The 14,441-nt window shown below is 58.2% G+C and carries 11 protein-coding genes and 4 pseudogenes; 7 read left to right on the top strand and 8 right to left on the bottom strand.

What is annotated here, in order from left to right:
• Positions 1–197: 197 nt before the first annotated feature.
• From FB009_RS34080 to FB009_RS27120, 4 genes and pseudogenes are all read right to left on the bottom strand, one after another.
• Positions 198–522, bottom strand: a pseudogene (locus tag FB009_RS34080) (transposase); the annotation flags it as partial.
• Positions 485–689, bottom strand: a pseudogene (locus FB009_RS34085) (IS91 family transposase); the annotation flags it as partial. The pseudogenes FB009_RS34085 and FB009_RS34080, both read right to left, overlap by 38 nt.
• Positions 650–1,024: a tyrosine-type recombinase/integrase gene (locus tag FB009_RS27110; protein ID WP_101777513.1), complete on the bottom strand. Its 375-nt coding sequence runs from the start codon at positions 1,022–1,024 to the stop codon at positions 650–652. The pseudogene FB009_RS34085 and the gene FB009_RS27110, both read right to left, overlap by 40 nt.
• Positions 1,025–1,462: 438 nt before the next feature.
• Positions 1,463–2,989: a winged helix-turn-helix domain-containing protein gene (locus tag FB009_RS27120; RefSeq protein WP_024311997.1), complete on the bottom strand. Its 1,527-nt coding sequence runs from the start codon at positions 2,987–2,989 to the stop codon at positions 1,463–1,465.
• A gap of 798 nt (positions 2,990–3,787) precedes the next feature.
• Between FB009_RS27120 and FB009_RS33400 the strand changes: the two genes are divergently transcribed.
• The 3 genes from FB009_RS33400 (at position 3,788) to FB009_RS27145 (ending at position 6,094) form a co-directional block, all read left to right on the top strand.
• On the top strand, positions 3,788–3,928 hold the full coding sequence (locus tag FB009_RS33400; protein WP_234711287.1) for a DUF1016 domain-containing protein: 141 nt from the start codon (positions 3,788–3,790) through the stop codon (positions 3,926–3,928).
• Positions 3,929–4,052: 124 nt separating this feature from the next.
• Positions 4,053–4,865 carry an MBL fold metallo-hydrolase gene (locus tag FB009_RS27130; RefSeq protein WP_011970553.1) on the top strand — a complete coding sequence of 271 codons (813 nt, stop codon included), beginning with the start codon at positions 4,053–4,055 and terminating at the stop codon, positions 4,863–4,865.
• A 797-nt stretch (positions 4,866–5,662) separates the two neighbouring features.
• The gene (locus FB009_RS27145) at positions 5,663–6,094 is read left to right on the top strand and encodes an SAM-dependent methyltransferase (protein ID WP_011970552.1); all 432 of its coding nucleotides are present in this window, start codon (positions 5,663–5,665) and stop codon (positions 6,092–6,094) included.
• 340 nt (positions 6,095–6,434) lie between these two features.
• On the opposite strand, the gene FB009_RS27150 is transcribed toward FB009_RS27145, so the two are convergent.
• Complete coding sequence (locus FB009_RS27150; RefSeq protein ID WP_011970551.1) at positions 6,435–7,061, bottom strand: hypothetical protein; 627 nt, start codon at positions 7,059–7,061, stop codon at positions 6,435–6,437.
• A 184-nt stretch (positions 7,062–7,245) separates the two neighbouring features.
• The gene (locus FB009_RS27155; protein WP_011970550.1) at positions 7,246–8,148 is read right to left on the bottom strand and encodes a LysR family transcriptional regulator; all 903 of its coding nucleotides are present in this window, start codon (positions 8,146–8,148) and stop codon (positions 7,246–7,248) included.
• 108 nt (positions 8,149–8,256) lie between these two features.
• On the opposite strand from FB009_RS27155, the gene FB009_RS27160 reads away from it, so the two are divergent.
• Positions 8,257–9,672, top strand: a complete 1,416-nt coding sequence (locus FB009_RS27160) for an aldehyde dehydrogenase family protein (RefSeq protein WP_011970549.1) — start codon at positions 8,257–8,259, stop codon at positions 9,670–9,672.
• Between the two features lie 141 nt (positions 9,673–9,813).
• A pseudogene (locus FB009_RS27165) lies at positions 9,814–10,390 on the top strand (alpha/beta fold hydrolase); the annotation flags it as partial.
• A 654-nt stretch (positions 10,391–11,044) separates the two neighbouring features.
• Here FB009_RS27165 and FB009_RS27170 read toward each other — a convergent pair.
• Positions 11,045–12,322 carry an epoxide hydrolase family protein gene (locus FB009_RS27170; protein ID WP_011970548.1) on the bottom strand — a complete coding sequence of 426 codons (1,278 nt, stop codon included), beginning with the start codon at positions 12,320–12,322 and terminating at the stop codon, positions 11,045–11,047.
• A 423-nt stretch (positions 12,323–12,745) separates the two neighbouring features.
• Here FB009_RS27170 and FB009_RS27175 point away from each other — a divergent pair, with 423 nt between their 5' ends.
• Positions 12,746–13,219, top strand: coding sequence for a hypothetical protein (locus tag FB009_RS27175; protein WP_011970547.1), 474 nt, complete (start codon positions 12,746–12,748; stop codon positions 13,217–13,219).
• 454 nt (positions 13,220–13,673) lie between these two features.
• Here the strand turns inward: FB009_RS27175 and FB009_RS27185 are convergent, their stop codons facing one another.
• A complete protein-coding gene (locus tag FB009_RS27185; RefSeq protein ID WP_011970545.1) occupies positions 13,674–13,880 on the bottom strand; it encodes a hypothetical protein in 207 nt (68 codons plus the stop codon).
• A gap of 266 nt (positions 13,881–14,146) precedes the next feature.
• Here FB009_RS27185 and FB009_RS33015 point away from each other — a divergent pair.
• A pseudogene (locus FB009_RS33015) lies at positions 14,147–14,350 on the top strand (Crp/Fnr family transcriptional regulator); the annotation flags it as partial.
• Positions 14,351–14,441: the final 91 nt, after the last annotated feature.

Here is a 14,441-nt window from a genome sequence, read left to right on the forward strand (position 1 = left end):
GTCAATGGCGCGACCGTCTTCAAGAAGCGCCGGGATGGATCCGGCTATGTGACTTTGTTTTCCCCTCGCGCGGTGTTGCTGGTTCGTCGCGCGGTTGGACCCGCACCTTTTACGTTCGAGCATGGGCGTGGACGCGTGTGGGCCACTCGCCGGAGGTTGAACGCCTGTGACTGAAGGCCGAATCATACCGTGCCGGGTCATGAGACAGTCTCCCGGTTCGGCAGGGTTTTGTTTGGCGATCCACGCAGCTGCCTCCACCGTTCGAACATCTCGATGATCATCATGCGCCGCCGCAGCATGGGCATTGCGGCCGGAGCCGTCGGGTTCATCCGGGGTATCGTCATCAGGTGGCGCGGCGACGTTGAGCAGTTCGCGAGCGAGCGCGGGGCTGGCCTTGCGGGCGGAGCCGGCGAGCAGGCCTCAGTGCCGAATGCGGTGGAAGGCACGCGGCAGAACATTGATGAGGAAGCGGTGGATGAACTCGTCGGTTGCGAGCCTCGTCACCTGCTGACGGTCGGCGCCACAGGCCGCAATCCTCGCAAGCCTCGACTTGGCCACTGAGGGCTGCGGTGCGACACTGCTCAATTGCCGACCTTGAGTTGCTGCAGGCTCAGATGACCTGCATGGTCCGATCGGTAGGCAGACCCGGTTAGTCGGAAGATGTCGGCGAGCTCCAACCAATGGGCGATATCTCTCCCGGCTTGAACAGGCCGAGTTTGTCGAGAGGGCTCGTCACCGTTCGCACCGTGCGGATCGCGGCCTTAGTGTAGAAGGCGGTGTTGTTCAGCTTGGCGTGCCCGAGCAGGACCCGAATGATCCGGATGTCGGTGCCGACTTCCAATAGGTGGGTGGCGAAGCTGTGGCCTAGCGTGAGCGGCCGATGCGCTTGTCGGCGGCCTGGACCGCCCTGGCGACGATGCGATAGAGCTGCCGCGTGCTGATCGGCTTCATTGCATGCTGTCCTGGGAACAGCCGGCCGTCGCGATGCATCACGCCCGAGTGGTGGAAGTCGGGCGTGATGCATCGCGCATATCACATCAATGTCCCGCCGCCTTCGACCGTCCCCGTCGCGGGTTCACTCGGTGAAGATCGAAAAACGAGAAGTGCTTTGATGAATCCCAAGAAGATGGAAGCGTTAGTCTGGCATCCCCTTCGGCCCATCGCACACTCGCCGCTGGCCTCTTGCTGTTGTTCAACGAGCCGCTCGCGATGGTAAACCGCAGATCTATGAATGTTGCCCTGATCCAGGGAAAGAACCGTCAATGCTGTAACCATCTGGCCTGACCTCCATCGCATATGCGCTGTAGCAACAGGCTCGTTCAACAGGTCTCTTCCTGTCTTGAATCGCTTCCCTAAAAGTTCCGAAATCGCCGGTGACAGTAGCGTTTCTCTATGTTTCGTCCAGCTCCAAACCGGATAGTTAGCCGACCACTCTGGTGATGCGGCCGAAATGGCCCGGGGATCAGCCTTCCTTCAGGCCGACCTTGCGTAACCCTTCGAGCAAGGCGGCGGTCCTCGTCGGGTCCTTGCGAGGTTGTCCGGCCTTGATGCGGGCGATTGTGACCTCCGGAACACGTCGCCTTAGCTCACGCAGATACCGATCCGCCTCTTCCATTCGGCCAAGATGGGCATTCGCTGCGATCAGCACCCAGAGGTTCGGATCGAAATTCGGATTGCTCGCGAGCGCGCGAGCGGCCCAGGTAATCGCCTCGGCATAGTTGCCGTGGATCAAGTGCACGTCTGCAATACCGCAGAGCGAGAAGTGAGCGCCGCGGTCCCCCGGGCTCAACCGGCTTGCCCTTTGAAAGTGGGTCAGGGCCTCGTCAAGGCTCCCGCAATGCAGGTGCGCAAGGCCGGCCCGGACTACGACCATCAGGTTGTTTGGATTAGCCTCCGCCGCAGATTGCAGGACCGCCAAGGCCCAATCGTAGTCCTTTGCGGTTTGCAGCAGGGCGACGCCGCAATGCGCCATCACCATCGCATCTCCCGCAGCATGTTCGAGCCCGCGCCGCGCCAGCGCCACACACTCTCCTACATCGTCCTCACCAAGCGATGGCCAACCCATCGTGTGCCGATGCTCGAGCGCCCACGCGGCATGGGCGAGCAGAAGAGCATTGTCGGGCTCGGCCTCAATGCCTCTCATGAGGAGGGCGTAAGCCTCCGCATTGTCAAGTTCAGACTCCGTTGAGATTTTTGCCAGCGCTTGCAGATAGATATCGTAAGAGGCAGTGCTCCCCGGCCGGTCTCGACGTGAGCGTTCGATCTCGGCCGCTTGAATATGCGGCTCAACCAGTGACACGACGCTCTCGGCTATTCGGTCCTGGAAAACGGACACATCATCAAGTTCCTCATCGAAGCTATGCGCCCAGAGATGTGTGCCACTGCCGTCAACGAGCTGTACCGAGATTCTCAATCGGCTGCCCGGACGCCTTATGTTGCCTTGGAGCATATAGCCGACACCGAGTTCCTTGGCGACCAATCGTACGTCAGGAAATCGCAAATTGTTGAAAAAGGATGCGTTGCGCGCGACCACGGCGAAGCTTCTGAAGCGGCTGAGCGCGGTGATGATCTCATTGACAACGCCGTCCGCGAAATAACCCTGGTCAGAACCGCCATCAAGATTGATAAATGGCAGAACCGCCAGTGCGGGCCTGGTTGACGTCAGACTGGAAGCTCCCGCATAAGCCGTGACTAGGCGATAGCCAGCCCGAGGTATTGTCGTGATCCACTCACGCCCGTCGGGAGACGGTCCAAGCGCCTTTCGCAAACTTGCGATCTGTACGGTAAGGTTGCTGTCCTCGACAATCGTGTTCGGCCAACCTCGTTCGATCAGTTCGGCCTTGGATACGATCCCGCCCCTGGCTTCCAGCAATGCTTGGAGAAGCGCGAGACCGCGGGAGCCGATTTCCACCGACTCTCCCTTCCGCCGCAGTAGCCCGCTGCGGGGATCCAGCACGAAGTCGCCGAAAGTATATAGCGGTTCCACCATACCGAGAATATAGCCGACCCTGTGCAGATCAGGAACCAAGTACGATGCCGCCACGCACGTGAGCCAGTTTTTTGGCCGACACAGCCCAGTGTCAATTCCTTCCAGGCGATATGTTACGCGATGCTTCTAGCACGAAACGCGAACATCCTCGCGATAACGCGTGCCCTTGAAGAACGGTTCTCTCGACCCGTTGCAGGCATCTACCATTACTGACCGGAATGTCTTGTGCCGGCCTCACATCCGCTCCGCCGCCGCAGTGAGGCCTGCAGCGTCGCGGGGCTGTCGCCGTCCAAGAGCGAGACAAGGAGGGCAATCGCAGCGCGAAGCGTTCGCACGGACGGCGAGGTTATCGAGGACCTTGATCCCGTCGTACCGGCGCAGGCACCTGCCTGCCCGGCTTTCTCTCGGCGGTAAACGACACGCAGTCGTGGAACGAAAGGTCTGCGCCGGAACGAGAGCCCGGCGCACGTCTGCTTCTGGCGCGGGTCGCTCCTTCCGAAGCGGCCAGCTAAACGACCCATGCTCCACGCGATACCAGCTGATCAGTGGCGCACGCAATCGAGTGACGGCTCACCCTGATAAAGATCAACTCGTGAAACTACGCCCAATCGTTCTTCCCGAGCTTAAGACAAGATCCGGACGGCTCGCCTGAAGGCGGCTGTCACTGCCAATCGAGAACTCATCTTGCTCTACTAGAGCATCGGCCGGCAGATCTTGGCGCGCCAGGTCGCAAACCTTCACCTTCGTTGCCAGCCAGCACTACCTCGCGTCGGCGGCCAGGACTACTATCTCGATCTTATGTCCCATCATTTACGACTGCGTTGTTTCGTCAGCGTCGAACTCAAGATAGAAAATTTCAAACCGGAGTTCGACGGGTGGCCTGAAGGCGGCATCACTGACAAGCATTGGGGAAGTCTCAACCGCCGGTCGTCGTCCTGAATAGCCGAAGATCAACGCATGCAGTGCGACAGCTGCTATACGCAAGCAATGACTCCCTTTCCACCGCAAACATCGTTTTTCTACCTTTTTGAGGGAATTCGGTCAGGACATTAAGGAGGTTCTCGTGACGATTTTTCTTTGCTCCGCCTGCGGCACCTCTTTCGATGAAGGAGAGCACTTGCCAAAAACATGCCGGATCTGCGCTGACGAACGACAATATGTGCCAGCCTCGGGGCAGGCTTGGACCACGATGGAGGATCTTGCTCTGGATCACCGCAACACGTGGCTCCAACTTGAGCCGGACCTAATCGCAATCCAGACTGTTCCCGCCTTCGCCATCAACGAGCGTGCCCTGCTTCTGCGTACGCCGGCCGGGAACGTGCTCTGGGATTGCATAGCTCTCCTTGACGAAGCAACGAACGCAATCATCCATGCGCTTGGGGGCTTGACCGCTATCGCCATCTCACACCCTCACTACTACACGACGATGCAGGACTGGGCCGTCGCGTTCGACGCACCGATCTATCTTCACGCTGCGGACAAGGATTGGATCTGCCGCCCTTCCGATCACATCCGCTTATGGGAAGAGGATGCTCTCGTCCTCTCCTCCTCTGTCACGCTTGTTCATGGCGGCGGTCATTTCGGCGGCGGCACAGTGCTTCATTGGACGGGTGAGGATGGGCACGGTGTTCTGCTCGCCGGAGATATCGTCCAGGTCACTCCCGGAGCCGATCATGTGTCGTTCATGTGGAGTTATCCAAACATGCTGCCGCTAAGCGCCGCGGAAGTAAGGAGTGTCGCCGATCGGTTGGCGCCGTGGCGTTTTGAAAGGATCTATGGGGCTTTTTCCCACCAGAATGTTCGACAAGGCGGTCATGATATGGTTGCGCGCTCCGCGCACCGTTATATTGAACGGATTCAGGGCCCCGGCCGGTAACAAACAAGCTGTAGGTATTTTCCGGTTCCGCCAGCTACGGTAAAGCCTCCTCCCGCGCCCGGCGACAAATCATGTGACCCTCACGCTGCCTGGGCCTTACCACGTCGAAGACGAGCAACGGGTCCGCGCAACAGGTCATGACGGCTTTAACGTCGCGTGCGGTGATAGCGGCCGCCCATGCCTGAATCGTGTCCTCTGCGGTGATTGGTGCTTTTGTCTATGTCATCGCTTCACTCGTCTTCTTGAGGAAGCCATTTTGACCTATGATGCCGCGGGGCTTCCGCCAGCAATTCGCCGAATTCGCATGCAAATCGCCAGAGCTAAGACTTGGACGAGAAAGATCTAGAGCTGATATCGCTGTTGCGCAGGAACGCCGGCGCCCCGATCGGCTCGCTGGCGCGGCACATCAGGTTGCCGCGCAACGCCACCCAGCACCGGTTGGCTCGTCAGGAAGGAAGCGGGGCGCTGGCCGGCTATACGTTCGTCCAGGGGTCTCCCCGCGCCATCGCCCAATCCGCACCTCTTCGTGCCCGCTCCGAGAGCGGCAAAACGTGCAACCAATTCGCGCTGCGGGTGAAAGCAATCCTATTCGTCATGCGGATCGATTCCCTGGCTGCCGAAATCGATCTGCTCGTCAGCATCGATGCCGATTCAATCGAGAGTGTCGAGGATATGCGCCGCAAGTCGCTTCCGTTCCCGGCATCGCGACCGTTACCACCGCGCTGGTCATGCGTTACCATCTGTGAGCCGCACGCGCGCGGATTCAATGTCCGGCAAGCCGGGCGAAGGAGATTTGAATGGCCAAGGACCTGTCGAAGCGGCTTCTCGCCATCGTGGATGCGCTGCCGCTGCGGCCGGGCATGCGCGTGCTGGAGATCGGCTGCGGGCCTGGTGCAATGGCCCGTGAGATCGCGGGGCGGATTGGCGGCGGGCACGTTCTCGCCATTGACCGATCCGCCAAAGTGATCGAGCAGGCACGATCCGCATCGCAGGCGGAGATTGAATCCGGAAGGCTGAGCTTGCGCCAGGTTACCGCTGAGGAATTCGAGCTGGGAGCGGGTGAGATGCCGTACGATATCGCAGTCGCCGTGCGCGTCGGTGCTCTGGACGGACGCCACCCCGAAGCGGGGCGACGGGCGAAACGCCGTGTTGCGGCGGCGTTGACGCCGGAAGGACAACTGTTCATCGACGGAGGCGATCCACTGCGCACGCTCTTGCTGGACGATTGATCGTTCTTTCACCATTGTCTTGCGGCATTCGCATTTCGTACAACGCTCAAGTTCTGCGGCAGGTATGCAGTCAGGCCCTCTGCCCAGAGCGTCTTTTTGTACCGGCGGCCGCTTCGACCCGCTCGGCCAACGTCGGCTTTTTCGTGTGAGACCATCGTTAGCATCTTGGCTGGACCTTCCGGCATTCGACGGCAGGAGACGCCGGGCCCGTTGTAGCATGGCCAGCTTACTGCTTTCTCTTGCCGCCGGTCACCTTCGCCGGATCACCGTTAAGATAGTGTCGACCGTGGCTCGGCATTTAGCCTCCGCGACATCAACCCGAGAGCGTCACGCAGGCCACTCAATCGGCTGCGAAGCAGTAGAAGAGACCGTCTCCGCCTGTAGTCTTGAACGCCTCGATTGAGCAGCCGCCTCGCGTCGAATGCGAAGAGTTCCAGGATTTGGCTGCGGCGGAATCGTCCAATCCGGTGCGATCGCTGTGGCCCACCATAGCAGCACCCTCCGCACCTCCCATGGTCCAGTTTCCGCATGTTTCCGGCGCAGCACTTCCATCGACCTTAGAGCCAGTCAGTATGTCGTGCCGGTTAGGATTGTCGCCGCGGCCGGGAATGATTTCACCTTTCTCGTTGAGAGCGGTTTGCTTCGTTATGTTATTGCCATCACTGTGAAGCGAGGCGACATCGTCGGCGATCTTTTTACCCTTGGCGTTGTGCCAGGGGCCGGCGCCAATCCGGTCTTTGGCGTTCTCGCTATCGGTGGAAAGATACGCTCTCCAGGTTTTGCCCGTGGAGCCGGACGCCGTTGCCAGAGTATTGCAATAGGCGTCAGCCCCAGTGAGCCCTCCCAGATCACCGCCCTTTCCCGGGTTGGCACTGGTGACGAAGAAGCTCATGGTGGGTTCTTGGGCGCCCGCCGCGAGCGGCGACAAAAACAAGGCGGTCAGGACCAAAGCAAGCCTGCGTATCATGACGTTCCTCCCAGATATTCGCCGTCAAGCATATCGCTGTAGCCTGCCGACGCAAACTCGAAATCTTGTGACCCACCGGTTCCCAACAGGCGAGGCTTTGGCGAAGATATGGGAGCGCCGGCAAGCATGCAGGTTACGTTTCGAACCTAGACCTCGGACTCTAAGCTTCAAGACAGGCACCGTTCTACCAGTTGTACCTAGTCGCGCTCTGGCGGATCAGCTCGATGAGAACGCGCAGTTTGGCTGGCATGTGGCGGCGTTGGGCGAAGTAAAGGCTGAGCCCCGCGTAATGGGGAGACCAGTCTTCCAAAACGGGAATGAGATTGCCTGAAGCAATATGTGGCGCAAGCGCGTGCTCACCCAGAAAGGCGAGGCCGAAGCCGGCAAGAGCTGCCTCCAGGATAAGGTCAGACCCGTCGAACGTTAGGTGACCGGTGACAGCAATCGACTGTGTTTCGCCTCGCTTTTCAAACTCCCAGCGATAAAACCTCCCGCTCGTCATGCGCATCTGGATACAGATGTGTTGCGAAAGATCACCCGGCACGACTGGCTTTTGACGACCGTCGAAATAGCGTGGGGATCCAACGACGACAGAACGCATTTTGGGGATGATCGGCACGGCAACCATGTCGGGTGAGATCGAATCCGTCAGGCGGATGCCGGCATCGAATCCCTTACCGATTACATCGACAAGCGCATTCTCGGTAACGACCTCTATATCGACCTCTGGGTATCGGCGGCTATACTCGAGAATAAGCGGCTGCAGCAGAATGCGCGCTGCGCCCGGCGCCATATTCAGACGAAGTCTCCCGGAAGGACGCTCTGAATGTTCGCCCACATTCTCGATGGCTTTCTCGAGCGTCTGCAGCGCCGGCGCAATCTCAGACAGGAATTGCTCGCCAGCCGCAGACAAGGCCACGCTACGCGTGGTGCGGTTGAACAGCCTGACGGCAAGGCGCTCCTCAAGCGCGGCGATCGCATGGCTCAAGGCCGATGACGACATACCAAGCTCTCGCGCTGCTGGCCGGAACCCGCCGTGACGCGCAACTGCGGCAACGGCTTCTAGCTCGACGAGGCTTGCCCTCATTGCGCGATCCAGTTCATCAGCGCGTCCAATTTTGTCCAACTACCCGCAACACCTAGCGCATGCCATTTTTGCTGTGAAGTCATCTCGAGCTTTCACAGGAGAAGAAACGTGCACATCATCGATCGAACCTACATCGACGGCAAGTTCATCGAGCCTCATGGGGACGAATGGGCGCCACTGTTCAATCCGGCGACCGAAGATCAAATTGGTAGCGTGCGGCTCGCGGACGCGCAGGACGCAGACCGTGCGGTCGCCGCCGCCAAAAGGGCATTTTCGACCTTCTCGAATACGGCGAAGGAAGAGCGGATCGACATGCTGAACCGCTTGCATGCTGCGGTATTGGCGCGAACCGACGATCTCGCCTGCGCCATGCGCGAAGAATATGGCGCGCCATCCAATTTCATCGGCTTTTCTGCACCAAGGGCAGGCATGGTCTTTCTGGAGATGGCAAGAACGCTGAAAGACTATGAATTTCGACGTCGGATGGGAAGCGCCGACGTGGAGATGCGGCCCTCAGGGGTTGCCGTCGCGATCACGCCCTGGAACAGCAATTATAGTTTTATCTGCGGCAAGCTATCTGCCGCCATTGCTGCCGGCGCAACGATGGTGATCAAACCATCGGAAAAGAGCGCTCTTCAGACCCAGGTGATCACCGAGTGCCTTCATGCTGCGGGCCTGCCCGATGGCATATTCAATATTGTTACCGGATACGGAAACGTCGTTGGCGCGGCTCTGACGACCCACCGCGACGTTTCGAAAATCACCTTCACAGGTTCCACAGCGACCGGGCGCCGGATCGTCCAAACCGCCGCAGCCACCATGAAGCGTGTCACCATGGAACTCGGCGGCAAATGTCCGACTGTCATTCTGGACGACGCCGATCTTGAGGTCGTCATCCCGCAGGTGCTGGCAGCAGGGTTCCGAAACAGCGGGCAGGCATGCATCGCCGGAACTCGCATCCTCGCTCCTGAAAGCAGACTCAACGAGATCGAGGAACGTCTCAGCCACACGGTCAGGGAGTTCAGGGCAGGATACCCTGCAGACGACCAGGTCCAAGTAGGTCCAATGGTAAGCCAAAAGCAGTGGGATCGCGTACAAAGCTATATCCGATTAGGACAGGAAGAAGGTGCCAGACTGCTTGCAGGCGGCGAAGGTCGGCCGGAAGGGCTTCACCGCGGCTGGTTCGTTAAACCGACCATCTTTACCGGCGTTCGCAACGACATGCGCATCGCCCGCGAAGAGATCTTTGGACCGGTTCTCTCACTGATCCCCTATAGGGATGAGGAAGACGCCATCGCAATCGCAAACGATACCGATTACGGCTTGCAGGCGCACGTCTTTTCCTCTGATGTCGAGCGGGCGAAACGCGTCGCGAACCAGATCGAAGCAGGCCGCGTGTTCATCAACGATGCGCCGCATGACCCGCTGGCACCCTTTGGCGGCTTCAAGCAATCCGGTATCGGGAGAGAATTCGGTGTGTTCGGACTCGAGGCATTTCTCGAACCTCGCGCCGTACTGTCATGACGATATAAATACTGCGCAGCTAGAGGGCTGCGCGGTATTATATTCAGTACCCCCCGGCGACCTTGCGGTCGAGGAAGTCGTGAATGAGCGGCGTCGCCACACTAACGAAATGACCGGAGAACTTCGACACAGGCTCTCAAAAGTGACGCGGCGTACGTCTCCTCTACCCTCTCCGGCATCAAGAGACCGGTCGCTCTAGTTGGACATTCATATGGCGGCCACGTTATTTCCGGCGCGGCAGTTGGACATGACAACGTGAAAGCTTTGGTATACGTGGCGGCTTTTGCTCCGGAAGCTGGCGAAAGTGCCATTAAACTCAGCGAGAAATTTCCCGGAAGCACCTCCGGTCCCACGCCCGCCGACCCAGTAGCCTTGCCTGACGGCGGTCATGATCTCTATATCGAGCAGATGAAGTTCCGCAAACAATTCGCGGGCGACCTGCCCCTTAAGGAAGCCAAGCAAATGGCCGCAAGTCAACGGCCAGTCGCGGAGGCTGCCCCTAAGGAACCTGCCGGGGAGCCTGCCGAAAACGATCCGTCGTAGTTTGTGTACGGCGACGCACAAAAATATTCCGCCCAAGGCGCTGAAATGGATGGCAGAACGCGCGAAGTCGAAAGACACCGTCGTTGTGAAGGGCCGCTCGCATGTAGCGATGGTCTCTCATCCGAATATTGTGGCGGGTCTGACCGAAAAGACCGCCAAGACCGCTTCCAACTAACCCTCCGCCTCCGGCATCCGATTGCCGGAGGCTCAGTATCCGCGGCGTGTCACCCTAGACGGTAGTGGGGGCCTCTTTTTTTGGGCTGTCCGGCGTTCTAAAGGTCGCGGTCATGCCGAATGGCCTATTACCACCGCCGAACGGTTGATCGGACGCCACCACGCGCCCTGCCCCTGTAAGTTCGATGTCGCAGCATCGGCCGGTTGCCGTAACGTTGAACGGCTCAGGTTCAATCGCAATGATTGCCCCCAAGTGTTACCGGCACAGCGTTTACCAAAAGCTCCGTTTTAGGCCGGAAGCTGTCAGCGGCCATCCGCGTGCTCTTCTTCCGCATCACTTACAAGATCAGTGCGAAATAATATCGATCTGCCGCGCTAGAGACACACGCTGAAGATCTCACGCCGCGACTGAGCTCCCCTCATGCCAGCTCTCACGGAGAACCCGGGATCCTTCCACCCTTCTTCCCAAAGGATCTATGGGCGGCCAGATCATTCTGCCCTTGCGGGAACTGCTATGCCAAGCCCACATACGAGTTTCGTTTGCACGACACATCTTGGTAATTGGCTGCTGAGTAAAGCACGGTCAGGGTTAATGCTGGGGGATTGGCAATGCGCTATGGCCGCCGCAATAAACGGCGACCACTGGGTAAGTATGTTAGCGCATGGTCCGGAACGCCGCCCGAACTTCCTCCGTGAAGATTGTAGGCTGCTCCCATGCGGCAAAGTGGCCGCCGTTCGGAACCTTATTGAAATAGATGAGGTTGCCAAAAGCCCGCTCAGTCCAAGATTTTGGAGCTTGATAGATTTCTCCCGGAAAGACACTAACTGCGACGGGAACAGAAGGTATCTTTTCAAGCGCATTGAAGTTGTTGGTGTGGTCTTCCCAGTAAATCTTGGCAGACGAGGCACCCGTCTCAGTAAACCAATACAGCGAAATGTCATCAAGCATTTCGTCGCGTGTAAGGACCTTTTCGGGCTGCTTGTTGCTATACGTCCACTCAGCGAACTTGTCATACATCCAAGCGGCCATTCCGATCGGCGAATCTACGAGCGAATAGCCAATTGTCTGAGGTCTTGTGACCATCATTTGTGCGTACGCGGCGCTGCCACGATAGAAAATCGCGAGCTTGTCGAAACATGCACGCTCCTCATCGGTGAGATCAGCGGGTGCGGGAGCTCCGGCGGCCAGAATTGGCACGATCTCTTTGGGAACGATTGCGGGCATGTTGAGGTGAATACCAATAAGACCAGGAACGTTCTGGTGCGCCATGCGCTGAGAGATGACCGATCCGCAATCACCGCCCTGAGAGACGAACCTTTCATATCCCAATCGGTTCATGAGCGTGCCCCAGGCGCGACCGATATGGTCCGAACCCCAGCCGCGGACGTTCGGCTTTCCCGAGAAGCCAAAGCCAGGAATCGACGGAACTACCAGATGGAATGCGTCCTCCTCTGTGCCACCATGCGCGGTGGGATTTGTCAACGGATCAATGACTTTGAGCATCTCCAGCACTGAGCCGGGCCAACCATGCGTCATAATCAGCGGCAGGGCGTCTTCGTGTTTTGAGCGGACGTGAATAAAGTGAATGTCGAGGCCCTCTATTTCTGTAATAAACATTGGCAGCGCGTTGAGTTGTGCTTCGACTTTTCGCCAGTCGTAGCCATCTGCCCAATAGTCGACGAGACTACGCAGACGATCGAGCTGGACTCCTTGGGAATCATCTGCAACGTTCTCCCTTGCGGGCCAGCGAGCCACGGCAAGCCGCTGTCTGAGTTCCTGTATCGCGCTGTCGGGAATATTGACTTTAAAGGGTCGGATCTCGTCCGCCGCACTACTGGCAGCAAACGACATGGGGGGCTTCAACATGGATGCCGCGCTGACAATCGCGGCAGCCGCCATAAAACCGCGTCGGCTCAAGGAATTAGACGACATAGAAAGACTCCATTTGAGTTAAAAAACGACTCCCAAGCTGTGCTCTCCAGATGTATCGCCGATGTTCAACAATCAACGCAGAATTGTATCTTCGCATGTCTCAGCAACGGCTGCGTACATTGCCTGACAAATTCCAGTACTGGGTTCAGAGAAGCCCTTCGGAAAGGCCGAAGGATCGCGCGGCCAATGCAATGCTCGACGCTAGATCAGTCTCATCGTCGGGATGGCGCTCAACTTCGCTTGGGCGCCTTCGGCATCTCCGACGGAATCGATGCAGATCTCGAAAATATTGCGTACCTCCGGTTCAGCGGGATCTGCCATGACCGCTCAGTCTAATCCGTTCCGCCTCCCCGGCCATATCGCACATTCGGAGCCTTTACTGCGATTCGGGTCGCCAGACCCGCGTAACCTTGCGACTCACCCATGGAAGCCTTCCACGTTTCGGACTATCGCCTGAAGAAGCTGTCGGCCTGTCGCCAATCCGATTCGCATCGGTATGATCACACCTGCAGGCTGGAAGACCGGCTCATGGCGCAGATGCGTGAGCTCGAGCAGCAGCATGAATCGCGGGACCGCAAGACATATCTTCCCCCTTCGAGCGCTTCGAGTGGATCTTCTGCGTTCGCCTCACACGCGGGGGCAAACGAACCGCAATCACGCTTTCTGACGCACTCACCCGCGTGCCTTGCACTCCGTAACCTGAGCGGCGCATTCGACGGCATCGTCATTCTATTGCGAGAGCTGGCGACCGCCTTTTCGTGGTCGGGCACCGCCATCATTGGCATCGACTATGCTTTGAAAGCAGGTGGAGCACCTGATAACCGCTTCGCCATCTGCAGCCAGGTATTCGGTGCGGAAGGCTCTGGACTTGTGTTCGTCGTCTTCAATGCGTTCTGACGCGGAGAACGTCGAACTCGTCCATGTGCAGCAAAATTGCAGCTGGAGCGGATATCTCATCTCAGCCCCTCAGCATCCGCATGGTCGCAGCACTGCATTTCAACTCGGGCTACATGAGACTCTGCTCTGGGCACAGGGCAATCTCCGTGTGGTTGCGGATGGTAAAGACCATTACAAGGAGGATAAGGGCATGTCCAAACCTACCTTGCTCCGCACTCCTACGCGGTACGCCTGTTCATGTGACTCGACTCGTCATTAACAACGTCGGTGCATAACCACACTATGGATGTTGGCGTGCATGGCGCTGCCGCGCTATCTCGGAGATACGCTTATGACGGCGTTCCGATCGCGGAAATAGCCCACGCAGCCTGCCTTAGTTGCACGAATTTTAGCAGGTGACCTGCGACGCGTGGGAGTACGCAAGTGCGCTTCAAGGTGATCGGGAGGTGCTGCATCACATACGTTCCGCCGCCGCGGCGAGGCCTGCAGCGTCGCGTACTCCAGACTGATAGGCACCAATCAGCCTCGCTGCGAGTATTGCAGCCTCCTCGGACTTCAGTGGTAAGGCCCGCAATTGCAGTTCGTTAAGGAAAATGCCTTCGATCAACTCGAGCTCGTCAGGCCCTAGTGGATCAAGGGTGGATACTCTTTGGGGTCTCATTAGCTCTCCTCCCGGGACTGGCGACCGCCTCGGGGAAAGTCTACGCGTCTTTGTCTACATGGCGAGTCAATACTTCGCCCCGAGGACAAAGCGTCCGGAAACGTACGTTCACCGTCGGATTGGAGACGACTGGCCTTTCAGAATGCTGCTGCTTGCACATAGTCGATGGGCAGCCGGCATGCTAGAGTTATGTAACATGATCCGCAATTTTTGGCAGAAAGATGCCGACTGAGCCGCGGCCCCCGGCTCCCATTGAGGGGAAGGCAATGGCAATTCCAGTCCAAGCTGCGGTTGACAACCAGTTGTTGGACTTGCTTCCGGAGCCCGACCATAACCAGATTGCTCCTGACCTCGCCTATGTCAAAGTGGCTAGGGGCGCTCTTATTGCTAAGGCCGGCGCCCCCATAGACCATGTTTATTATCTCACGTCCGGGGTTGGCTCCCTGGTCGCCTCGACGCCTGAGGGTGATCTGAACCCTTCAAACTGGACCAGTTTTGGTTAGAGTTTTCCGGTGCATTTTCCTGGCTGGGAAAGGAACGGAAGACGATGAAGGTATCGCA

This window comes from Sinorhizobium medicae, from assembly GCF_007827695.1.
GTDB classification, from domain to species: domain Bacteria; phylum Pseudomonadota; class Alphaproteobacteria; order Rhizobiales; family Rhizobiaceae; genus Sinorhizobium; species Sinorhizobium medicae.

What these genes read in the sequence shown, in the direction of transcription:
- FB009_RS27110 (WP_101777513.1), bottom strand. Translation starts at nt 1,024, where the DNA reads ATGCATCACGCCCGACTTCCACCACTCGGGCGTGATGCATCGCGACGG.
- FB009_RS27120 (WP_024311997.1), bottom strand. Translation starts at nt 2,989, where the DNA reads ATGGTGGAACCGCTATATACTTTCGGCGACTTCGTGCTGGATCCCCGC.
- FB009_RS33400 (WP_234711287.1), top strand. Translation starts at nt 3,788, where the DNA reads ATGTCCCATCATTTACGACTGCGTTGTTTCGTCAGCGTCGAACTCAAG.
- FB009_RS27145 (WP_011970552.1), top strand. Translation starts at nt 5,663, where the DNA reads ATGGCCAAGGACCTGTCGAAGCGGCTTCTCGCCATCGTGGATGCGCTG.
- FB009_RS27150 (WP_011970551.1), bottom strand. Translation starts at nt 7,061, where the DNA reads ATGATACGCAGGCTTGCTTTGGTCCTGACCGCCTTGTTTTTGTCGCCG.
- FB009_RS27155 (WP_011970550.1), bottom strand. Translation starts at nt 8,148, where the DNA reads ATGAGGGCAAGCCTCGTCGAGCTAGAAGCCGTTGCCGCAGTTGCGCGT.
- FB009_RS27170 (WP_011970548.1), bottom strand. Translation starts at nt 12,322, where the DNA reads ATGTCGTCTAATTCCTTGAGCCGACGCGGTTTTATGGCGGCTGCCGCG.
- FB009_RS27175 (WP_011970547.1), top strand. Translation starts at nt 12,746, where the DNA reads ATGGAAGCCTTCCACGTTTCGGACTATCGCCTGAAGAAGCTGTCGGCC.
- FB009_RS27185 (WP_011970545.1), bottom strand. Translation starts at nt 13,880, where the DNA reads ATGAGACCCCAAAGAGTATCCACCCTTGATCCACTAGGGCCTGACGAG.